19 protein-coding genes are annotated in these 23279 nt (G+C 34.9%); 13 read left to right on the plus strand and 6 right to left on the minus strand.

Translation table 11 applies throughout. From position 1 onward, the window contains the following. Positions 1–63 precede the first annotated feature (63 nt). The 12 genes from ABWU28_RS02545 to ABWU28_RS02600 all read left to right on the plus strand — a co-directional run bounded on the left by ABWU28_RS02545 (position 64) and on the right by ABWU28_RS02600 (position 13961). Positions 64–450 (plus strand): hypothetical protein, encoded by a 387-nt coding sequence (locus tag ABWU28_RS02545; RefSeq protein WP_353274937.1) that lies wholly within the window; start codon positions 64–66, stop codon positions 448–450. Between the two features lie 26 nt (positions 451–476). Further along, the gene (gene ltrA / locus ABWU28_RS02550) at positions 477–1778 is read left to right on the plus strand and encodes a group II intron reverse transcriptase/maturase (RefSeq protein ID WP_353274935.1); all 1302 of its coding nucleotides are present in this window, start codon (positions 477–479) and stop codon (positions 1776–1778) included. Positions 1779–1789: 11 nt separating this feature from the next. Beyond that, positions 1790–4012 carry a hypothetical protein gene (locus ABWU28_RS02555; protein WP_353275551.1) on the plus strand — a complete coding sequence of 741 codons (2223 nt, stop codon included), beginning with the start codon at positions 1790–1792 and terminating at the stop codon, positions 4010–4012. Between the two features lie 137 nt (positions 4013–4149). After that, positions 4150–5316 carry a hypothetical protein gene (locus tag ABWU28_RS02560; RefSeq protein WP_214303371.1) on the plus strand — a complete coding sequence of 389 codons (1167 nt, stop codon included), beginning with the start codon at positions 4150–4152 and terminating at the stop codon, positions 5314–5316. 43 nt (positions 5317–5359) lie between these two features. Further along, complete coding sequence (gene pyrF / locus ABWU28_RS02565) at positions 5360–6040, plus strand: orotidine-5'-phosphate decarboxylase (protein ID WP_012481735.1); 681 nt, start codon at positions 5360–5362, stop codon at positions 6038–6040. Between the two features lie 702 nt (positions 6041–6742). Beyond that, positions 6743–7906 (plus strand): phage major capsid protein, encoded by a 1164-nt coding sequence (locus ABWU28_RS02570; RefSeq protein WP_353275553.1) that lies wholly within the window; start codon positions 6743–6745, stop codon positions 7904–7906. A 74-nt stretch (positions 7907–7980) separates the two neighbouring features. Further along, a complete protein-coding gene (locus ABWU28_RS02575; protein WP_353275555.1) occupies positions 7981–8538 on the plus strand; it encodes a hypothetical protein in 558 nt (185 codons plus the stop codon). A 122-nt stretch (positions 8539–8660) separates the two neighbouring features. After that, entirely contained in the window at positions 8661–9458 is a 798-nt protein-coding gene (locus tag ABWU28_RS02580) for a hypothetical protein (RefSeq protein WP_265014461.1), read from the plus strand. Between the two features lie 126 nt (positions 9459–9584). Beyond that, positions 9585–11237 carry a hypothetical protein gene (locus tag ABWU28_RS02585; protein ID WP_353275556.1) on the plus strand — a complete coding sequence of 551 codons (1653 nt, stop codon included), beginning with the start codon at positions 9585–9587 and terminating at the stop codon, positions 11235–11237. A 215-nt stretch (positions 11238–11452) separates the two neighbouring features. Then, on the plus strand, positions 11453–12241 hold the full coding sequence (gene dapB, locus ABWU28_RS02590; RefSeq protein ID WP_353275558.1) for a 4-hydroxy-tetrahydrodipicolinate reductase: 789 nt from the start codon (positions 11453–11455) through the stop codon (positions 12239–12241). Beyond that, positions 12238–12996 carry a phosphate ABC transporter ATP-binding protein PstB gene (pstB, locus tag ABWU28_RS02595; RefSeq protein WP_012481738.1) on the plus strand — a complete coding sequence of 253 codons (759 nt, stop codon included), beginning with the start codon at positions 12238–12240 and terminating at the stop codon, positions 12994–12996. The genes dapB and pstB overlap by 4 nt, the downstream gene beginning before the upstream one ends. Positions 12997–13064: 68 nt before the next feature. After that, a complete protein-coding gene (locus ABWU28_RS02600) occupies positions 13065–13961 on the plus strand; it encodes an ankyrin repeat domain-containing protein (RefSeq protein WP_019236312.1) in 897 nt (298 codons plus the stop codon). Positions 13962–14080: 119 nt separating this feature from the next. Here the strand turns inward: ABWU28_RS02600 and ABWU28_RS02605 are convergent, their stop codons facing one another. From ABWU28_RS02605 to ABWU28_RS02615, 3 genes are all read right to left on the minus strand, one after another. Further along, a complete protein-coding gene (locus ABWU28_RS02605; protein ID WP_213863789.1) occupies positions 14081–15037 on the minus strand; it encodes an IS5 family transposase in 957 nt (318 codons plus the stop codon). Positions 15038–15209: 172 nt separating this feature from the next. Next, on the minus strand, positions 15210–16385 hold the full coding sequence (gene dxr / locus ABWU28_RS02610; RefSeq protein WP_265025389.1) for a 1-deoxy-D-xylulose-5-phosphate reductoisomerase: 1176 nt from the start codon (positions 16383–16385) through the stop codon (positions 15210–15212). A gap of 27 nt (positions 16386–16412) precedes the next feature. Then, positions 16413–16907 (minus strand): hypothetical protein, encoded by a 495-nt coding sequence (locus ABWU28_RS02615; protein WP_007302735.1) that lies wholly within the window; start codon positions 16905–16907, stop codon positions 16413–16415. A 314-nt stretch (positions 16908–17221) separates the two neighbouring features. On the opposite strand from ABWU28_RS02615, the gene ABWU28_RS02620 reads away from it, so the two are divergent. Beyond that, positions 17222–19240 (plus strand): WH2 domain-containing protein, encoded by a 2019-nt coding sequence (locus ABWU28_RS02620; protein ID WP_353275561.1) that lies wholly within the window; start codon positions 17222–17224, stop codon positions 19238–19240. On the opposite strand, the gene metG is transcribed toward ABWU28_RS02620, so the two are convergent. The 3 genes from metG to ABWU28_RS02635 form a co-directional block, all read right to left on the minus strand. Then, a complete protein-coding gene (gene metG, locus ABWU28_RS02625) occupies positions 19237–20766 on the minus strand; it encodes a methionine--tRNA ligase (protein ID WP_052264938.1) in 1530 nt (509 codons plus the stop codon). The genes ABWU28_RS02620 and metG overlap by 4 nt on opposite strands. Positions 20767–20892: 126 nt before the next feature. Further along, a complete protein-coding gene (locus ABWU28_RS02630) occupies positions 20893–21789 on the minus strand; it encodes a hypothetical protein (protein ID WP_286260901.1) in 897 nt (298 codons plus the stop codon). A gap of 83 nt (positions 21790–21872) precedes the next feature. Beyond that, positions 21873–23276 carry an NAD(P)H-dependent flavin oxidoreductase gene (locus ABWU28_RS02635; RefSeq protein ID WP_264376805.1) on the minus strand — a complete coding sequence of 468 codons (1404 nt, stop codon included), beginning with the start codon at positions 23274–23276 and terminating at the stop codon, positions 21873–21875. Positions 23277–23279 lie beyond the last annotated feature (3 nt).

Genomic DNA, 23279 nt, shown 5'->3' on the forward strand with positions numbered 1-23279 from the left:
GGAGAACAGTTGGTGAAAATCCAACACAAACAAAGTCTAGCCAACAGTTTGGAACAGACCACTATGTTGCATGAGGTAACGAGTGTAATAGAGCTAGTGGGATGGACAATGCAGGGTACAACGAAAGTGAAGGGATTGAGTTCCGAAATACCTGAAGACATAGAGGTCGACATTTTCATGGCCATGGAAGACAGCATGAAGGATAGCGTAAAGGCAAGTTATCACTCACTCTATCGGGATCTGAGACCGTGCCATGTATTGAAATGGACTTCAAGTGAACTTGGGAGATCCTATGCATTCCTACAAAGGTACGCTGGAACAAGTCAACAAAGGCAAGAACTAGCGGAAGATGCAGGGGAAGTCGGACTGATTGATAGTACTCAGAATGTGGGAAAGCCACGTACAAGGGGAAGCGATCAGCAATATAGTAACTGGAATAGGGATTGCTAGGCCAATACAACGGAGGTTGGAATAACATGCAAAATAAACTAAACCAGATAGCAGTAAGAGCAAAGCAAGATAAGCGACTAAAATTCACATCGTTAGTCCATCTGATAAATACAGAGAATCTTGCGAGATGTTATAAAGAACTGAAGCGTAACAAGGCTTGTGGAGTAGACCAGATAACAGTGGAATCATACGGAGAAAATCTGAATGAGAAACTCGAAGTGCTAGTAGAAAGTATGAAGAGGAAGCAATATCAACCACAACCAGTAAAGAGGGTATATATACCGAAAGCTGGAAGTAAAGAGAAACGCGGACTCGGAATACCATCGACCGAGGATAAATTAGTACAGATTATGCTGAAGAAGATACTAGAAAATATTTACGAGGCAAACTTTCTGGACAGCTCATATGGATTTCGACCTGGAAGAAACTGTCATCAAGCGGTAAATGCACTAGATAAAGCAGTTATGTACAAGCCAATAAACTACATTGTAGAAGTGGATATCAAGAAGTTCTACGATAATATACAGCATAAATGGCTAATGAGATGTCTAAGGGAACGAATAACTGACCCAAATTTGCGGTGGTTAGTAAAGCGGTTTCTCAAGGCAGGGATAGTCGAAGCTGGAAATTATGAAGCAACAAAACAAGGTACACCCCAAGGTGGTATAGTAAGTCCTGTATTAGCAAATATATACTTACATTATGTGTTGGATTTATGGATAGAAAAGAAATTTAAACCAAGATCCAGAGGATATATACAACTAATAAGGTTTTGCGACGATTTTGTGGTTTGTTGCGAAAGTAAGGTAGACGCGGAAGAATTTCTGGAATTACTGAAACAAAGGCTAAATAAATTTGGGTTGGAAGTATCTGAAAACAAGACCAGAGTAGTAAAGTTTGGCAAGAGGGAGTGGCAACAAGCGATAAGAGAGAAACGAAGGACGGAAAGTTTCAATTTTCTGGGGTTTACGCACTATGGTGCAAAAAGTCGTCGTGGTAGATTAATAATGGGACATAAAACCTCAAAGTTAAATCTAGCCAGAAAACTAAAAGAAATCAAGGAGTGGTTGAAAATAGTCCGCGGAAGTATTCGACTTAAAGCTTGGTGGCAAGTACTGAAGGCTAAATTAACAGGACACTATAACTACTTTGGTATTAGCGGAAATTATTGGTGTTTGAAACAATTTTACACATCAGTAAGAAAGCTAGCATTTAAATGGATAAATCGGCGTAGTCAGAAAAAGAGTATGACCTGGGAACAGTTTGTACACTACGTAGAAGTAAATCCATTACCAAAGCCAAAAATACATTTTTCTTTATATGCATAAGAGGGACGACTGTGAAAACTAATATTGATGAGCCGTGTGCGGGAAATCTGCAAGCACGGTTCTTTAGGGGGAGTTGTAGTAATAAAACTCAAACGAGAGGAGTAAAGCTACAGCTTCTACCGAACATTGGTAATTCATATAATAATAAAATTGAAGAGCAAAAAGATGATTATCATGACTTCATTCAAAGGTTTTTGTTTTTGCTCGGTAAGATAAAAGAAAAGAATAAATCAATTCACACTGCTGTAGCTAGTTTTCACATATTATCTTTTTTAATAAAATACAATGCCAATTTTAATGAAGATGAAGTATATAAAGCCGTTATCCAAGATTTCAATAATATAAAAGAAGCTAGACCAGAGCTTCAAGATGAGGCTAAAAAAGTATTGAATGGGTATATTGCAAATGGTGTTGAAACAGTGTCAATATATGGTAGTTGTGCAGAAGTTAAATTGGGAGCTAATAAAAACAAATTCAAAGTCAGTGAGTTTTTGAATAGTAATTTCTGTCAAGATAATGGAATTTCAGGATTTTCAACTCTGCATAGCAATGGAAAAAATGGAATGCACGGTTTTGTTTCTGAAGAAGGAATAAGGCACTATGTTGTAACTGATGGTGCATACGAAATGACTCTGAATTGGTGTGATGAGGACGGAAAAAAGTGCACTATTATAATTAATATTGATGCTAATGGTATAGAACTTATCGAGCGTAATCGTGTTACTGATGATCAATTGAAAGCAAATAAAGATGTAAAAATAGGTAACTTATTCTTGTATCAAATAAAATTTAGAAATAAGGAGAAAGGCAATCATAAATCATCTGAGATTGTGATAGAAAATAGTAATAGAAATATTAACATTCAAACAACTCAAGAAATTGAGCTTGGCAGCAAAGAAGCTCAAATAGGCAGTACTAAAATGCAAGACAAAATTGCACAAGTTGTAGATGACAGCTTAAACGAAAGAATTAATAAATTGGAAAAAGAAAATACAAGATTGATTGAAGATAAAGAAACTATGTCAGAACAATTGCAGCAGAAAGTGAGAGAGATAGAGGAGTTAAATGGAAAGGTAAGGCAATTAAATGAGGTTTTGGCTGAAATAACACAAAAATTCGGGCAGCTAAGTGATTCGGTAGAGAGTGAATTTGAAAGGAGAAAAGTAGAGAAGGAAAAGTTAGAGGAGAAGTTAAGGAAAGCGCAAAAAGAGATACAAAAGTTAAGTAAAGAAAAAGCTGAATTAGTGCAAGAAAAGCAAGATTTAGAAGAATTTGCTGAAGGTCTAGATGTTAAAGTACAAAGACTAAAGGATCAAATAAGGCAATTAGAGTACAGTGTGGCTGTAGCAGTGAATGAAAATAAAAGATTAAAACAAAAATTGAATGATACTCAAAAAGAGTTGGATGGTAAGTATGGTGAAATCCAGAGATTAGAAAGTCAATCACACGAATTAGAAAGTCAAAAAATAACAGAATTGGAAATATACTTAGAAGAGAAAAAGAAAAAAATAGCAGAGTTAGAGGTGCTGTTGGAAGAAGAAAAGGGGGAAGTTTTTAGTTTAGAATCTAGATTATGTAATTCAGAAGAAGAAAAAAAACGATTACAAGAAAAGTTAAATGAAAAAACTCAAGAAGTGATTAAACTAACTGTAGATTTAGAAGAACTAAGTAAGCAATCGGAAGAGAAAGAAACTAAATATTTCAGTAGGATTAAAGAGTTAGAAAAAATTCTTAATAAAGAAAGAAAAAACAGTGAAGAGTTGGAAAATTATAGCATCAATCTGGAGGAAGAAAGTCAAATTCAACATGAAAAGTACAAAGAGTTACTATTTGAGAAGCATTCTATAAAAGAAGAAATTTCAGATTTGAATGATCAATCTTCATTAGTTCATCAGAATCGTGTGAGCTTAGCACAAGATTTGGCAAAAAACATGATATATTTGTTCAAAGAGAATGTAAGAGAAGGAGATAAAGTGATTATATCGCAGGAAACTGTATTAGAGATTTTGAATAGATTGGAGGAATTAATCAAGAATGTTGGAGTCAGTGATCAAGAAATAAAAGGAGTAATTGAAGAAATATCTGTACAAACTAATGATAGCCTTCCTCCTTCAGATATAAGTAATGGAGATTTATCAGCACTACCAAATAAAGAGCTGGATGAAGCTTCATATTCAGAAGATTTTGGATATTCTAGTAGATGTTCTACTCCTAGATGTTCTACTCCTGTCTGATGCCACCTTGCATTTTGAGTTTAGTTAGAATATCAACTAAAGTTTATCACTGGTAAAATTGTGATAAGTGTTCTCCTCTACAGGTAAGACAATTTTAATCAATATATACAAGACTGCTGCAGTTTTGTGTATAGGTGATGAGCAATTTACTTAATAAATATAATACATTTTATTTTATAGCTAGTTCTCTGGCTACTCTCACGTTACTTACATCTTTAGCGCTTATTAATGTACCTAGTTCTTTAATTCTCGCTTTAGCTGTATTATCTGTTTTGGCTTTTATGATTTTGTATAAAATAATTATTGACACTAGTAAAGTGGAGAAGAAATTTGCTCACAAAGAGCGTGAGTTGACTCAAGAAAAGCACAATTTATACGAGGAAGAAAGAAAATTTGGTCAAAAAATAGAAACTGAGAGGAAATCTTTTCTTAAAGAAAAAAAATCTTTGGAGGAGAAATTAGAAGCAAAAATGATCCATATAATTGGAATAACAGACGAATTAGAAAAAGTAACGAAGGAGAAAGATGAGCTTGCTGCACAAGAAAAAGAACTACTCCATAAAATCTCATATTTGTGTAAACAGTTACAGGAAAAAGAAGCTAATCTAACTGAGAGGAAAAAACTTATAATCGAATTGAAAAGAAAAATAGACAATGATAAATATGAGGAATTATATAAGGAAGTAGAGAAATTATCTAAAGAAAAAGAGGAGTTATCTAAGGAAATAGACAAATTACGTAAAGAGAAACATATACTGTATATGAAAAAAGAAGAATTACATAAAAGAAAAGAAGAACTTTGTGTGAAATTAGATGAATTACAATGTAAATTTAAAGAAATTGATCAGAAAAATAAAAACTTATCTCAAGAGTTAAAAAGGAAATTTGAAGAGCTAGATAAAGCAGACGGTTTAATTAAAAATCAATCTTTTGAGTTAGACAGAATAAGACAAGATTGTAATAACGAAGTGAAAAATTTAAGAAATTCACTTTTAGAGCGAGACAGTCAAATAAAACAACTTCAATATGTGATAGATAAGATAGAAGAATCAATAAGAGAAAATGAAACAATTAAAGATTATAGCAAAAAAATAATATTAGGGGAGACTCAGAAAATAAAATTTATATTAGGGCAGCTTGTGCAATTCAAGCCAATGAAAGGTTCCAAAACATCGGAGGAAACGTCTGATTCTTTACAGGAAGATCTTGGATATGCCAGTCGTTCACCCACTCCGACCAGATTATCGTGTTCAGTGTCTGTACAAAGCATTGCAAGTGGACCAATCCCTGAATATGGATTGTAAAATGCAACAATTACTCTTATTATAAAAAAAATTATACAAGATAATGAACCCAATAATATGCGCACTGGATACACAAGATTTGAATGAAGCCATATCTTGGGCTAATGGTCTGCGTGATAAGGTTGGCATGGTAAAACTTGGGTTAGAATTTTTTGCTGCACATGGTCCTTCTGGAGTGAGAGAAGTTGCAAAATGCAATGTACCAATTTTTTTAGATCTAAAATTGTATGATATTCCAAACACTGTAGCTAGAACAGTTGAAGCAATAAAAGCTCTAGATGTTGAAATGCTAACATTGCATATCAGTGGTGGAACAAAAATGCTTAAAGAAGCACTAAGTATAGTGCAAGGAAAGAAAATAAAGCTAATTGGAGTAACAGTACTAACTAGTATGGGCAATGAAGATCTGAGTGAACTCGGAGTAGCAAGGGAGGCAAAATCACAGGTAATTTTGCTAGCAAAGCTTGCAAAAAAGATTGGACTACATGGAGTAGTTTGCTCTGCACTAGAAGCTCAAGAAGTGCGCCAAGAATGTGGTAAAGACTTTAAAATTATTACTCCAGGAATCCGTATGAATCGAGGTCATGATGATCAAAAAAGGACAGCAACACCAAAAGAAGCAATAAATTCAGGAGCTGATTATATCGTAATTGGCAGACCCATTACAGAGAGTAGCAATCCCGCAAGTAGTGCAGAGTTAATATTGAAATCCCTTACTGATTGAAGCAGGGCAGATAAGGTAGCATAGAGTAAAAGCAACAAACGGTATGTATCCGTTCAGCAGGGTGGCAAAACAAGGTAGACGAGAAAAGATAACTAAATGGGTGTCATCCCAGTGCTTGACACTGTTTACTATGCAAATTGCCACAATGTTCGTACAGCTGTGACTGAAATGATAAAAAGAGGATAATCAAAGGATACCATTTATTGTTTTGGCAAATTTGTACAGCTACGTACTTTATTTGCACATTCTTCTGAACAGATACGCAGCGAAAAAAAATGCTTGACACAAAAAAATGGATGCTGTATAGTGCTAACAATTAAGTATAATATTTACCGTGGTGTAATACTACACTACCTTTTTTTACTTCAACAAGTAATCATTATTATTTTTTTCTCACTACCAAGTAGCTTACGTTCATTTGTATCTACCATGAAGCCAATGCTAGAATCCAGAAAAAAGACCGGTGAATGGCAGGTACGAGCATTATACGTATACAGTTGTATGAACGTTGTTTACCATGAGGGCGCCTCCCAGCACTGGGATCCATATTGTAAACAAAGCGTTTGAGTTATACTAAGCTGCCATTCACCGGTCTTTTTTCTGAATGCAGTTTGCATGACAACAAAAAGGTACTGAGATTACTGATAAAGATTACCTTCAAACTACAATACTATTCTAATTTTATTTTTAAAGGAGGCTATTATGTCACTTACTGATATCGCTCACCGTGTTAATGAACTCGCTTCATCATGGGAGCAATTTAAATTAATAAATGATCGCAAACTAAAAGAAATCGAAAGCAAAGGAACTGAGCAGCTATGCAAGATAAATAGTAATATTGATAATTGCAAAGAGCGCTTAGATTTTATTGAAACTTCAGCTCAACGCCCAGAGATTAGCACAGATTTTAATACAGGTGATAAATATTTTTCTGATTATATTCGCAAAGGAATGGAAAGTAGGTTATCACACAAAACCCTAAGTGGAGATGACAATGATATTGGAGGGTATTTAGTTACTCCTCACATTGTAAAACGGATAAACAAGCGTATAGCTGATTCATCTCCAATGCGGCAAATATGTTCCAATCAAAGAATCTCTACTGAAACGCTGGATTATATTATAGAAGATTGTGACCGTGCTGGTGCAGGTTGGAGTGGTGAAACAGTAGAAGATGAAGATGGTGGCTATAAATCCAAATATGATTTTGCAAAAGACACAAGTACACCTAAAATTCAAAAGATTTCCATCACAACTTACGAGCTCTATGCTCAGCCGCAAATATCACAAAAATTGCTCGATGATGCATTTGTCAATGTTGAAAGTTGGCTTGTAGAAAAGGTTGCCGAAACTTTCAGTAAGAAAGAGAATGAAGCCTTCATTAAAGGTGATGGCACTTTTCAACCTAAAGGAATTTTAGCTTACGAAAATGAAAATGGTCATAATAAGATAGAGCAAATTAAAGCTGATAAGCTAGACAGCGATGCCATAATGATATTGTACTACTCTCTAAATGAACATTACTCTAAAAATGCATCATTTTTGATGAACAGAAGTACGTTAAAGGACGTGAGGCTACTAAAATCTGAAACAGGTCAGTATCTTTGGCAGCCGAGTTTATCGCTTGAAACTCCAGATACTTTGATGGGAATACCGGTATATCAATCTGCTGATATGCCACCTACAATGATTGCAGTAGCAGATTTCAAACAAGCTTATAAGATCGTGGATAACAGAGGAATGAGAATATTGAGAGACCCTTATACAAACAAACCTTATGTTAGATTTTTTGTTACTAAGCGTGTCGGTGGGGAGGTTGTCAACACCAGTGCTATTAAATTATTGAAAATTGCAAGCAAGTACTAAAATTTTTATGAAATAGTTGACATATTATACTTTTTATGTAATAATTAAATTATTGTTAATTTAAGGAGTAAAATATGTTAGAAAAAATAAAAAACTTTTTTCAGTCGATTGCAGGAAGAATTGCATCAGTCTGGAACAGCATTAAAAACTTGTGGTCTAGTAATAAGGCAAACCTAGTAAGTGACCCTAAGGAAAGGATAGTGGCGTTATCTTTTGTAGAATTGAGCGACGGTAAAATAGGGTTGGTTATACCGCAAGGTGTAACACTTCCAAACAATAAAGATAAACATGGTAATGTAATTAATGATGAGTTTCGTTTAGATTCACATTATAATAGAAAAGTATATATCACAGGTCGTTACGACTCGGAAATGGTGATAGAAAATGGCAAGATATGTCTATCTATAAATTCAGTTGGGACTCTAGATGGCAAAGAAGTTTATGGTGATAATAAACCAGAAGAAATGAAAAGGCTGCTAGATGTGAGCAATAAAAGTTGTATAGAAATACAATTGAATTCACCTAAAGTTATTGCAAATAATAGTAACACACCAAATTCAGAAACTACTAATGTAGAAGTAGAGCAACACGCTGCTGATACTAGTCAATCTCTTAATGCACAGTCACTATAGCAAACTGTTAAAAAGAGCACCTCCTTTGGTGCTCTTTTTTTCTTTATACGTTCTCTATAGGAGAAAATTGACAAATTAAACTTTATATATAATAATTAAATTATTAATTTAAGTAGTAAAGTATGTGGGAAAGTATAAAAAAATTTTTTAAGTGGATTGCTGATCGTACAGGAATTTCATGGATTGCAAGAAAAATTTCATCAGGTTGGAATTGGCTGTTGAGTAGTAAAAAAAATACTACTCAAGAAAATACATCACCAGAAAGACCTTCAGGTGAGAATAAAAATAAAAGTAATACAATTCCAATTGTTAGCACCCCTATGCAAAATGAGACTGAAGAATCTGTATCTAAAACAGATATAAACGTCGAGCCAGCAGAAAATTTTCCAGAAAAATCAAATGATGAGCCTAAAGGAGTAGGTTATATTGAACTTGATGAAGATAATGACTTATTGTTAAATTTAGAAAAGGTTATAAAAGTTAAGGATTATAAATATAGTTTAACCGAGGACGAATCTTGGACTCAGCTTCTTATATATTTAAGGTGTGATAAAGGAGAATATTGCATTACTGGTAGTGGTAATAATTACTATGGCGTTTCTGAATATGTAATTGTAAAATCAGTACTAAAGAAGAAAGAAGATGGTAATTATATAGATGATGATAGAATATTAGTTCAAGACAATATTGAGCATGTGAAAAAAATGTTAGGATTGGAGAATGGTGTAACAAATGTTAAAGTAGATAGTATATCTAATCAGCCGTTTGAAGGTACAGCGTTGGAGCAGCATAATCTCAATCCTACTACGGCACAACAAGATGAAAAAGGTACAAAACCAAGTCCAACAATTGGAGTACCAGAAGCACAAACACATTGTACCTCTAATCCGAGCAAAGTAGGAAGCGGTATTATTAATTAGTAAACAAATCCTTCACAAAAGAGCACCTCCTTTGGTGCTCTTTTTCTTTATAAGTTTTCTCCATAGGGAAAATTGACAAATTAAATTTTATATATAATAATTAAATTATTAATTTAAGGAGTGGACATGTTAAAAAAAATAAAAAACTTTTTTAAATGGATTGCTGATCACACAGGAATTTCATGGATTGCAAAAAAAGTTTTATCAGGTTGGAATTGGTTATTTAGCAGTAAAGCAAATGCTGCTCAAAAAAATATATCACCAAAGAGACCTTTAGATGAGAATGTAAATAAAAATAATACGTTGCCAAAAACTCTAGATGGTAATCAACTAATACTGCCAAAGCAGATAGATAGACCCAAAGTTTGTCTTGAAGTTATCGATGGTGAACTACTATTAACTATGATAAATAAAAATTATACAATCCTTGAAGAGAAATATAAAAATCCATATCAATATGATGAATTTCATGCATTTGTAAGATGTGACAGTGGAGATTTTCATATTACTGGTCCTTATCGCTCACAGAAAAATATAGGTGGTGAGAGGAAGTCTGTGTCAATAACTTCAGTAAAGAAACAAATTGATGAAGGTTCTGTATTAAGTAATCCATTAGAAATGATACGTGTATTAGGCTTAGGTAAAAACAAAGAGTTCGTTAAAGTGAATAAGATAAATTACAAGCCATTAAAAACAAAAAAAACATCAGTAGTAGGTGGGCTTGAATTTGAAGGGAATAACTTTTGGTTAAATTTGGAAGAGTGTATAAACATTAAGGATTATAAAAGTAGTTTAACCAAGAACGCATATCATCCTAAGTTTCTTGTATATCTAAAGTGTAATAAAGGAGAATATTGCATTACTGGTAGGAGTATTAATTCTCCTGAGTTTGCTAAACATTTAATTGTAGAATCGATAATAGAGAAGAACAAAGATGGGAAGTATATCGATAGCGATAAAATATTAGTTCAAGACGGTATTGAGAATGTGAAAAAAATGTTAGGATTGGAGAATGATGTAACAGAGATTAAAGTGGGTAGTATATCTAATCAGCCATTTGAATCTATAACACCTACTATTACGGCACAACAAGCGGGTGACAATACAACTATTGATCCATTGGCAGTAACAAGAGAATCTTCTACTATCAACATTTTTAACGGAAACTTAGAACTACGTCTTGCAGATGATATTCAACAAAATCTAGAGGATTATAAGCATCCAAGAAACAAAGGTAAATATCGTATGAAAATACACTGCAATAAAAATGATTTTAATATTAATTTTAGTAAAAGAGATAACGATGATGGTTCCGTATCTCTAATTATTAATATACTACAAAAAGATAAACTCCAACTTTTTCATGTATGGAAAATGAAAAAGTCCTTAGGCTTCAAGAAAGGTTCAACATTTGTTGTAATAGATTCTATTGAAAGTTTTAAAGCGCCAACAAATAATGGCGTGCCAAGTTCAGAAACTACTAGTCTGGAAGCAAAGAACGCTAACTGTAATAAATCTCTATTAGTTAATGCACATAAAGAAAAAGATGAGCATAATACTGATGCTAGTAACAAGATAATACAACAAGAGGTTAATAATGAGGATAATGAACAAGAGAAGTTTTATGATGCAGAAGAGGAATTAGATGATGATTTTCATGATGCACGAGAGGAGGACTCTTGTAATGTGTTAAAGGCACAACCTCGCTCAATAACTGGAGAACCAGAAGCACAAATACATTATATCTCTAATCCGAGCAAAGTAGGAAACGGTTATTAAAACAAACCCTTCACAAAAGAGCACCTCCTTTGGTGCTCTTTTTTTCTTTATAAGTTTTCTCCATAGGAGAAAATTGACTAATTACAATTTTTCGTATCAATTTTCAATAGATTCATCGATGTATAGCTATAGTTTTATCAGTGTAAGGCTAAATATGCTAAGCTTATAAAGATGACAAAGCTTCAAAAAAAGCCTAACATAGTGGAAAAAGCTTTATGAAAATCAGAGTTGGAGTAATAGGCTGCTTAGGCAGAATGGGTAAGAAAATACTCAATGAATTAATTACGAATACCAAAGTGGAAATAGCAGGTGCTGTTGCTCGCTTGGGCAGTGAGTATATAGGCTTAGATATTGGGCCTATTGTAGGCAATAATTGCAATTTAGGAATCAAAATTACAAGTTCTATTAGTGAGGTATTTGAATCGTCCGATGTTGTAATAGATTTTACAACTAAAGAATGTATGCTAGAATGCCTTAAGGCGGCCGTGAAATTTAAAAAACCGCTAGTTAGTGGCACAACTGGAATAGAAGGTCTAAATTTAAAAGACTATGCTGCTAAAGTTCCAATATTATGGTCAGCAAATATGAGTATAGGAGTTAATGTGTTGCTGAAATTGGTAAAAGAAGCTGCCAAGCTTTTAGGTAATGAGTATGACGTTGAAATTTGGGAAATGCATCACAATTTAAAAAAGGATTCACCATCTGGAACAGCTATAGAGTTTGGTAAAGCAGTTGCTAACGCTGCAAAAGTGGATTTTGAGCTCAATCAATATTCACATAATAATTCAAATATAAGAGGGAAAGGAGGAATAGGCTTTGCAGTATCTCGTGGAGGTGGAGTAATAGGAGATCACAGTGTCATGTTTGTCAATTCCGATGAACGAGTAGAATTAAATCACAAGGCAATTGATCGTACAACGTTTGCTAGAGGGGCGGTTCAGGCAGCAATATGGTTGTGCGAGAATAAAACTCCAGGACTTTATTCAATGCAGGATTTAGTATGAACGATAAATACGCTTTCGTTAAAAATTTAAATCTTTGGTATGGCTCTAAACAAGTTTTATTCGATATAAATTTGAATATTTGCAAAAAGAAAGTCACAACTTTTATCGGACCTTCTGGGTGCGGTAAATCGACATTTTTGCGTTGTTTTAATCGTATGAATGATTACGTACCTGGATGTAAAGCGACCGGTGAGCTGGTAATCGATGGGCTGGGTAATATATATTCACGTGATATGGATGTTGTATTGCTCAGAGCAAAAGTTGGTATGGTATTTCAAAAACCCAACCCTTTTCCAAAGTCAATATATGATAATGTTGCTTATGGGCCTAAATTGCATGGCATGGTGAAAAATAAGCAAAAATTAGATGAAATAGTAGAAAGTAGTTTAACTAAGGTTGGTTTATGGGAAGAGTTGAAAGATAGATTGCAAGATAGTGCACTAAATTTATCTGGTGGCCAGCAACAAAGATTATGCATTGCTCGTGCAATTGCAGTAAAGCCAACTATTTTATTAATGGATGAACCATGCTCTGCTCTTGATCCAATGGCAACCAATGCAATCGAAAATCTTATACAAGAATTGAAATTGAGGTTCACCATAATTATGGTAACTCATTCGATGAAGCAAGCTAAAAAATTATCTGACAGCATAGTTTTCTTTTGCAATGGCAAGATTGTTGAATTCGGAAGTACTCAAGAAATCTTTGAAAATGCTCAGTCTCCTTTAACGAAGGAGTATATTCTGGATCATTAGCTTAATAATTGATATTTTAATTTTTTCTATGTATAATTTTATCAAGTTTATTGTGATAGGGGGTTAAAATGTTTAGTACAAGTGAAGCAACAAAAAAGTTGTTTAAAGCTATTGAATTTCAAAATGCTAGTGGTGAAAGAATAACACCTGAGGAAGCTTGGAATCATTTTCAACAAGCATTGAAAGAAGGAGCGAATGTTAACGCTTTTGAGGATGGGATGACACCTTTGATGTGCATTATTTCAGCTTTTGTTACTAGTAATAACGAGGAACATCAATATTTAGAGCTTATGGCTAAGTTGCTTGTACAGCATAAAAAAATTGATGTAAATATTAAAAGCAAGCAAGCTGTTATGGAGAGAAGACCAAAGGAACATGATGGTTATCCAGTTTACGAATTTGAGGAGAGAGAAGTAGTAGATAGGAGTCCATATCTTCGCTGCATATACCTTGACAATTCACAACCTGTTAATGAAGGATTTATACCTCAAAATTATGCTCGTGCAGAGGAGGAAATTAAGACCGGCAAGAAGGAAAAAAATACAGCTCTACACATTGCTTGCAAGTTGGGAAATGTAAACATGATAGAAATATTACTTACACATCCAAATATCAAACCTAATATTAAAAACTATGAAAACAAAAGTCCAAGAAATTGTATTGCAGGACATGTCAAGAAAGCAATAGAACCAGAATTCCTAAAGATAGAAGCAGTCGCTCAAAAAAGGAAACAAACTAATTATGCTTGTGCTTTTTTGTTATCTGGAGTATTTGCTGTTGGTCTATGTTTCGTAGTTGACAACCCAGTTCCACTTGCTGCAACTTCGTTGCTTTTTTTTGCAATAGGATGTGGTTTTCTGTATAGAGCAAATACAGTTATTAATGATGTAAGCTTCTCTCAAGTTATTGTGAACGAACGTGCTAGTGATTTATCTGTTCAGGTAAGGTGTCATTCCAGCACTTGATGCTGGTTTTCATTTAATCTCATTGAATTTAGCATAAGCTCAGTTTACTTGTAAATTTTTCTGGATCCCAGTGGGCTTTGTTGCACAGCTCTTCGGATAGTGGGTAATGTATAATAAATTCATGAAGCTATATCAAACTTAGCCATGCCTATTTCAGTAAATTTGTTAAGCAAATAACACTTGAGTAGCAGTTCCTTCTCACGATTAATCTCAGATTTATTCCTAAAACTAAATCCAAATATTTGCTTCAGTCGCGAGAAAAAACTTTCTATATAAGATCTCTTCCAATAATTTATCTCTTTTTTCCACCTCTTCATACCATCTTCATCATATGACTTTATGAGCTTGATTGTAGAATTTCTCTCATTCATATAATCCAACTTTGGATGCTCTACTGCATTATTTTGCGGAGGAATCCTTGTCTTTATGTCAAGCTCATCGCACAGTTTGTATAACTTCTTTCGATTATATGCCCTATCTGCATATATCGTGCTTATGTTATACTTGGTATCCACTCTTTCAATAAGATCACAGGCTCCATAGTGGTCGGAATAAACTCCACTACTGTATTTTGCAGCTATAACTTTTTTACTACCTATCTCTAGCATTACATGTAGCTTTCTTGTTTGCTCATAGCGGCGATACTTTCTATCTGTACCATTTGCCTTACTATGGCCTGGAATATTATTGTAGATGCTGATACCTGTACTATCTATAGCAATTTCAATATCTTCCATATCGTTCTTATCAACTCTGCAGTCGTTGATTTTGATATTAAGCTTTTTAAACCTTCTTGAAGCCTGCGAATAGCTGATAATTTGCAAAATTTTCCCTATTTGCTCAAGATATTTCTCTATAAATCCCACTGTTTGCCTAAGACCAATCCTGAATAGATAGGTTATTATGTGAATTAGAATCACTACTTTGTCGCTGTAGACATTGTTGCCACCTGCTACTTTTGGACTATTTTCGTACCAATTTTCAATGGCATCGTTGATATAATGAAAAACATTTCCCCTTTCTTGAAGAAATTTGTTATATTCATTGCAGTTACTGACTTTCATTCTTATTGGCATATTTTTCCTTTGTCGGCTAAATATCTATTTTATAACAAATTCCATCAGTAACTGCCTGTTCTTTCCTTGAGTGGTGCAACAAAGCCATCCCAGTGTCAGCTACTTGGATGACAGGAGTATGAAATGGGGCTACTTGACCATTTAGTTGTCTTTTCTCGTCTACCTTATTTTATCACTCTGCTGAACAGATACCTTTACTTTTTATGATTTCATTGGCAAGAATACGGCTTTCAAAATCGACACTTATTATGTCGGATAGTGAGTTAATATCAGAGTACTTGTCAAAGTTTTCTATTGTTGATTTTACTACCTCTACTACTTCTAAAAAGCCGATTCGTGACTTCAAAAATTCGTTAACAGCTATCTCATTTGCAGCGTTCAAAACAATACTATTTGTATGTGGAGAAGAAGAATTTAACACTTCCATGCTTAGCTTTAGTGAAGAAAAACATTTGTGGTCTGGTTCTTGAAAGGTCAATTTTTTTTGTTTTGTTAAGTCTAACTTGTAGTTCAAAGTTGATCTTTCTGGCCAAGACAAAGCATATGCAATGGGAATTTCCATATCAGTTTCTGCAAGCACAGCAAAGCTAAACCCATCCTGGTAAACTACAACTCCATGTACTATCGATTCAGGATGCACTACTGCTTCAATTCTATTTGGGCTAATTTTAAACAAATGATGTGCTTCTATTATTTCTAGTGCTTTATTCATCATTGTTGCACTATCAACTGAGATTTTCTTTCCCATTTTCCAAGTAGGGTGACTTAGTGCCTGATTTACTGTAATATTTTTTAATTGTTCAAGGCTATAATTTAAAAATGGTCCACCAGAGGCAGTGAGTATAATCTTTTCTACACATTTATCATCATTTTGCAAAACTTGAAAAATTGCGTTGTGTTCAGAGTCGATGGGAATTATTTGTACGCTCCTTTCTTTAGCTTTTTCAAGCAGTAACTTGCCACCACAAACAATGCTTTCTTTATTTGCTAGGGCAATAACTTTAGTACCACTTTCTATAACCTTTATAACTGGCTCAAGGCCTGCGATGCCAACTATTACAATAACTGAGAGATCAACAGGTAGAGAAGCAACATTTGCTAGACCTGGAGCACCAACTTCTACTTTGACGTTTGTACCAAGTAGATCTTCTTTTAAATCTTTGTAGAACCTTTCATCAGAAATGGCAGCATATTTTGCATTAAGTAGATTTGCCTGTTGTGCTAGCAGAGCAAAGTTAGAATTGGCACTTAGTGCTTCCACCTGATATTCTTCCTTTCTCTTTAAGAGCAAATCTACAGTCTTTTTTCCAATGCTTCCTGTTGATCCTAAAACTGAAACTTTTTTCACTAATTACAATAAAATCTTCTTAGTTATTTAGTAACCAAGCTCATGATCATCACCAACAGATGGTGAAGGACCAGGTGAAAAAGATTGGCCATGATGATCACCTGCATCATGCATATCATGCAAACCATCAGCACTATGAGCCATTTCATTGCTAGCGTGGGGATAATCATCCGGATGATGCCCCTCATCACCGTAGTCCATACCCATTCCTTCTGATGGCATATCTTCTCCACCTCCACCTGAAAAATATTCAGCAAGACTTTCAAGAAATTTTATGCCAAACATATTACCTGATTTCCCAAATAACGTTACTAGACTGCTACCACTGACCAAACCTTCAAACACATTATTATAAGCAGCAATTGCTCCTTCATGAAAGTTGAACATCCACTTCATTCCATCCACAATTGTTGCAACAGAGTCACTATGACCAAGACCGAAACCACTTTTCTCACTAGCGGCTTCCTGGTGTTGCTGCTGTGCCTGCCATTCTGCAATATTTGGACCTTGTGCTTCACTCATAAACTTTTATTCTAAGCCTTAAGCTATTATTTTACCAAAAACACTGTAAAATATCAATTGTTTAAGAGAGGTTATTATAAAAATAGCTAACACTAAGCTATTTTTATGATTCTGAATACCAAAACATCGATAATGTGCTGTAGTAACAAAGTGATGACTTGAGGTTTAAAACAGCTTCTATTTCTTCTTAGAAGACTGCTCCTCTCTCTTTTCTTTTTATTATATATTATCTTAGTATTAACTTACTCATAAATTATTGACAAGTACTAATAATTTAATTATCATTAATATAATATTAATAATAAGGAAGAAAAATGCTTACTAATGATTTATCTAATAGTAACACACCATCATCAGCTCCGCCACCGCCACCTCCTCCTTTACCATCCGGAGGTTTAAAGAATTGGAAACTTCCACAGGATAATAAAAAACCTTCTAATTTGGCTACATCAGGAATTAGCAGTCGCACTGAACCAAAAAAAGGTCAATCTAAGAGTCCTGTTCAACAATCATCTCTTAATTTTGCAAAAAATCCACTATTTAAGAAAAAACAAGAAGAACATAATGTAAATAGCGAAACTGCAGATGAAGGAAGCAAGAATAGTATTCATGTTAAGAATCCAGAAACCAAAAATAGCGCTCAGTCAAAAGAAGAAGATAATGCGAGTGACAAAACTAAAAATGATAGAAGCAATACTAAACAGGTTATGCCGAAAAAACCTATGACTGAACAACATAATGGTGTACACTCTGATAGTGAAAATCAAAAGTCATCTGTAGCAGAACAAAAAAAGGCAACTCGCTTAAAATATTCAATTGCTATTTTGTTATTGTGTACATCCGGTCCTGTAGCTGGAGTATGCACGTATTTTATCATTTCAGCGGTATTAAGTAGTGCTGCAGTGCCAGTTTCTTCTGCAGTTATTGCTTTTGTTTCTGCATCGGTTATGTTGAGCTTAGCTGCATATCTTATCTATTCATACCTTTCTGCAATAAACAGCGAGAAAGGAGTTGATCCTGGTAGAAAACAATCACAAGATTTACAGAAAGCAAAAGGACTTGAACACAGCAATACTCATACATCATCACTTTCAGTAACGCTTGGAACATCCAGTGCACCAACATCACCTACTCTAAAGAATAATGCTAATAATAAATCCATACCCTCAGGAGGTGGCAAGCAACAAGGAAGTGGAGATTTGATGGCTGATTTGCACGAAACGCTCAAAAAACGAAGAAAAGCAACTGATGGAGAGGACGACGTACAACAGCAAAACAACGAAGTATGTCAAAATCAATCACAAGATTTACAGAAAGCAAAAGAACTTGAACATAGCAATACTCCTACACCATCATTTCCAGTAATGTCTGGAACACCCAGTGCACCGCCACCACCACCTCCTCCATTGCCACAAAATGCTGCACCACTACCATCTCAGCCGCCTCCTCCTACAGCTTCCAAGTGTACGGAGAAACCTAAGAATTGTGCACCAAAAAATGCTAATGAATCTGAGCATGATCGTTCTGATCTGCTTGAACAGATAAGAAAAGGTGTTATTTTGAAGCCAGTTCCAAAGGATGGTTTAAAAATACCTCAAAAACAAGAGGAGGAAAGTGTTGCTGAAAAGCAAGAGAGCGACGTACAATCGCGAAACAAAGAAGTACATCAAATAAGGAAAGTTGAAAATCAAAAAACTGACAAAGAGCAAAACAATAGTGAGAGTATTCAACAAGGAAATTATATGAATGAGGGTTTGAAAAGCAAAGTTCTAAAGCAAAGAAATAAAAGTGGTTTTCAAGATGAAGAGCTAGATTCCTTAGACAAACAAGATGATTCTCTTTGTAGTTTGGAAGAATCACTTATAGAACCAAATAACACGTCCAATAAAGAGCTAAAGAAACCCGTACAACCGCTAAACTTACCAATAGTATTAAAGAATATAATGTCCAGTGAAAATCCATTACTAAATAGCCCTAGTAATAATTTATTGAGCAATAGTAGTAATGTATCTGATGATGAAGAGTGGGATACATCCCAAGATTCTATGTCTTTTCAGTGTGATAATATAAAACAAGAGAAAATGAAGAATAGGGATAATTATCCATATTCAGCTTCTTCTTCAACAAAACCAGGTGAGGTAGAAGATTCATCAAATCCTCCTGTAGCCGAGATCATAAAGCAGCTTGATCAAAACAAAAATAAAGTCATTTCTTCCAAAGTAGACAACGGTATAAACACATCAAAACAGCAAGGTACCTTTGTTGATTCTGTTGAACTAAGCAAATTAACTACACAACGACCAATTCAGTCTGGTTTACTAAGGGTTCTTTAAATATCAAACCTCAAAAAAATCGGCGTAGGCTTAGGTAATGTAACACCTAAGCTTACACATGCGTTGCACAGAGATTTTAAATCACGTTGTTCTTTTGGAGTCTGTAATTGGTCAAGTATTATTTCTGCTGACTTTGGAACAATTGGCTGCAATAAAATACCAATTATTCTGATATATTCGAGTAATTTATAAATCACTAAATTCATGCGCTCTCTATCGGTTTTACTGAGTGTCCAGGGTGCACTTTTATCTATGTAAGCATTGGCCTTGGAAGAGATATTGATAATCAGGAGTATAATCTGGTTAAATTCATACTTTGATAGATGATCCATTACTTGATCAATTATGGCTTTGCAATTTTGTAAACTCTCATCATCTTTAAGCAAATTGCGATCGACCACTGGTACAACTCCAAAGCATTGCTTGTGCAGAAATGAAATTGTTCTTTGCACTAAATTGCCTATATTGTTTGCCAGCTCTGAGTTTATGCGGCTGATCATGTTCTTCTTACTGAAATTACCATCTTGACCGAAACTTGCTTCCCGAAGGAGAAAATAGCGTAGTTGATCAACACCAAACTCTTCTGCAAGATTAATTGGATCTATAACGTTACCAAGGGATTTGGATATTTTTTCCCCCTCGTTTAGCCACCAACCATGAACTGCAATTTGCTTTGGCAGTGGTAAATCTGCTGCAAGAAGAATAGCTGGCCAGTATACAGCGTGAAAACGCAATATGTCTTTACCGATCACATGAATGTTGAAGGAGTTTGTCCAAAACTTCTTATATTCCTCATCTTCTATATTAGGAAAGCCTATTGACGTGAGATAGTTAGTGAGCGCATCTATCCAAACATAAATTACGTGCTTGTCATTCCCTGGTACTTTTATTCCCCAATTAAAACTAGTACGAGAAATCGAAAGGTTAGTAAGTCCTGATTTTACAAACGATACCACCTCGTTTTTTCTGCTCTCAGGAAAGATGAAATTCGGATGATTTTCGTATAACTCTAGTAATTTATTTTGCCAACTTGACAAACGAAAAAAGTAGCTCTCTTCTTTTATCCACTGAACTTCAGCGCCTGTTGGTGCTCTGCCATCTATCAACTCTGATTCCTGATAAAACGCTTCGTCACGAACTGAATACCAACCTGAGTAAGAATCCAGATATATTTGCCCTCTCTCTTCAAGCCTATTCCATAGAGCTATAACTGCTTGTTCATGACGTTCTTCTGTGGTGCGGATAAAATCATCAGAATTAAAGTTCATTAGCTCAGCTAATTTTCTGAACGTAACACTTATTTCATCTGTAAATTCTTTTGGCTCTATTCCCTTTGTTTTAGCTGCTTTTTCAATTTTTTGTCCATGTTCATCTGTACCAGTAGTAAATTTGACGTTCTTTCCAGCTAATTTCATAAATCTAGCTGTAACATCACAGATAAGGGAAGTATATGCGTGGCCGATATGTGGCTTGTCGTTTACGTAATATATTGGCGTAGTGATGTAAAAGCTCTCAAATTGCTCCATTTTGTACTAGTTTAAAGCTTTATCGTATCTGCACTAGTAATAAAAATCAATACATATCCTACCAGACAAGCAATCTGAAAATCCATTATACCGCTGCGCGTTGCAGCGGTATTCTCGATTAGTAACTTATGGTTTAGCAGCACAACCTCCAAACTGTTGTGTCGCATTAGGATCACCAAATGCATACCCAGGTGTGCCATCATAAGAAGGAGCACTCGGAGTAGTACTATATTCTTCAAAAGGGTAAGGAGGTGGTGCCTCAAAACCATATCCAGGTCCTCGTTTATGATAATTATCTACCACTTCTTCAGCCTTCTTAATATTTTCTGACTCTTTCTCATGTTTCATATGAAAAGCCACACCACCAGCAAAACATACAAGAGAATTAATACCAAGAATGACTAAACCCCAAACTGGTAAGACTGGGTTAATAGCGCAACCTACCAAAGCTGCTAAAGAAATTGCACCAACTGCAAATTCTATATTTCTGAACATTTTAAGTTTATTATCCAGGTAATCTACCTTTTCTGATTTTCTAGCCGTTTTTTCGCTGCTGTTGTACCAAACACACATTAAAGCATGGAAAGCAACACACGTAACTACAGCTACTATCCCTAAAGCTAATAATTTCCTGTTGTCTTCTGCGTCTTTTTTCTTATCTTCTCTGCATGGCTGGTTACTGCTACCGGAACCAAGGTTATTTATCACTGTAGTATGACCACTAAACAGGTTGCTAAGTAGTAAATAATCCCAAAAATCTAAACCTCTATTATTGTGTACATGTACGTGTGTAACCTGAGGGCTTGTAGGTTGTTGCCTACTATCACGTCGATCACTTCCTATATTGTGTTCATTAGTTGGGTTATAGCGTCTAAATTCCTTATACGCATTTTCAAAATTTTTATCACTCCAGTTCTCAATATTTTGCATACCACGAGAACGTAAAAATTCTTGAACATTCTTATCACTGCCATTTTCTTTTATATAGGCAAGTGCGTACCTTTTTAAAACACTATCGCGCATAGATATTCCCCTCAAATTAAGATTAAATTAATAAACAATTATTACTATAAATTATATAGAATAATGTCTTCTTGTCAAGTTAGTCATAAACCAACCAATATTCTATCTACCAATTCTTTTACTGTCGGTATGCAACCATTTTTATAAAATGGGTCTTGCTTAAATTTGTACACATTGTGCCCAGAAAACATGAGTTCATTTTCAACATTGCCGTCATGTACAATGTTTTGCAGTGTCTTTTGTATACAGAAACTCCGTGGATCTGGCTTTCGCCCTGTTGAATGGTCACCATGATCTTTCCAATTGCTAAACAGACAATGGCTCAAACATCCCATGCAATTAATTTGATCTTGTCTTATTTCCGCAAATTTGCCTGGCGTCACAAAAATAACAGTTGTATCTGGAGTTTTCATTACCTCTGTATACCCTGCTTTAATCCATGCATTTGCTAGCTCTTTGTCTTTTGCAGTGAGGTAAATCTTTCTACCTCTGCTACCCATTGCAAATTCATTATTAAACTCTCCACTCACATTTTCTGAAAATTTCATTTGACGTGAATTTCGTTCCTGTAGCTCATATATGAAGCTATTTCTTACTGCAGATGAGTAAAATCCTGTTGGACTAAATTTGTTTAAAAATACATCACCTTCTTCTAAAGTAAGTAACTTCTTTTTCCATTCTGTAGAAATCGGACTTTCTTTTGTTAAAAGTGGACGAGTGCCAAACTGAAAAGCTATTGGTCCGATTTGTAAATTGTCAAACCAATGTTCCCAATCCTTCAAATTCCACACTCCCCCCGCCATAACAATTGGCGTTTCAGAAAGACCGACCTCATTCATGAAAGATCTAAGCTCTGCAACTCTTTCAAATGGAGCCTGCGGTAATTCTGGGTCTTCACTATTACTGAGTCCATTGTGACCACCAGCAAGCCACGGATCCTCATATACTACTCCACCAAGTAAAAAAGAAGATATTTTTTGGTAAGCACGTTTCCACAACGCTTTAAAAGCGCGCGCCGATGAGATAATAGGGTAGTAATAAACTTGATATTTAGCTGCAATTTCTCCAAGCCTGTAAGGCATACCAGCACCGCAAGTGATGCCATGAACTAAACCTTTTGCTTTTTCTAATATGCCATGAAGGACTTGTTCTGCTGCTCCCATTTCCCAAAGCACATTCATATGTATTCTTCCACGGCCCTTTGATATTTCATTCGCTATTTTTGCTTGACTAACTCCAGCCTCAATACTATACTTAATTAATTCCTCATGCTTTTCATTTCTTGTTTTACCTCTATAAATCAGCGGCACCAACTCACCATTGTCATCAATAAGTTTAGCATTTGCACCAGAAAACGTACCAACAGCATCTGCTGCAGCAAATGCCCCACTTGATCTTCCATCACTGATTGCAATGCCTTTACCGCCCTCGACGATTGGCCAGACTTTTTTCCCTGAAATCACTATCTTTTTTATCTTATCTTTCAAAAT

The sequence above is a fragment of the Wolbachia endosymbiont (group B) of Pilophorus perplexus genome, assembly GCF_964028155.1.
GTDB lineage: Bacteria > Pseudomonadota > Alphaproteobacteria > Rickettsiales > Anaplasmataceae > Wolbachia.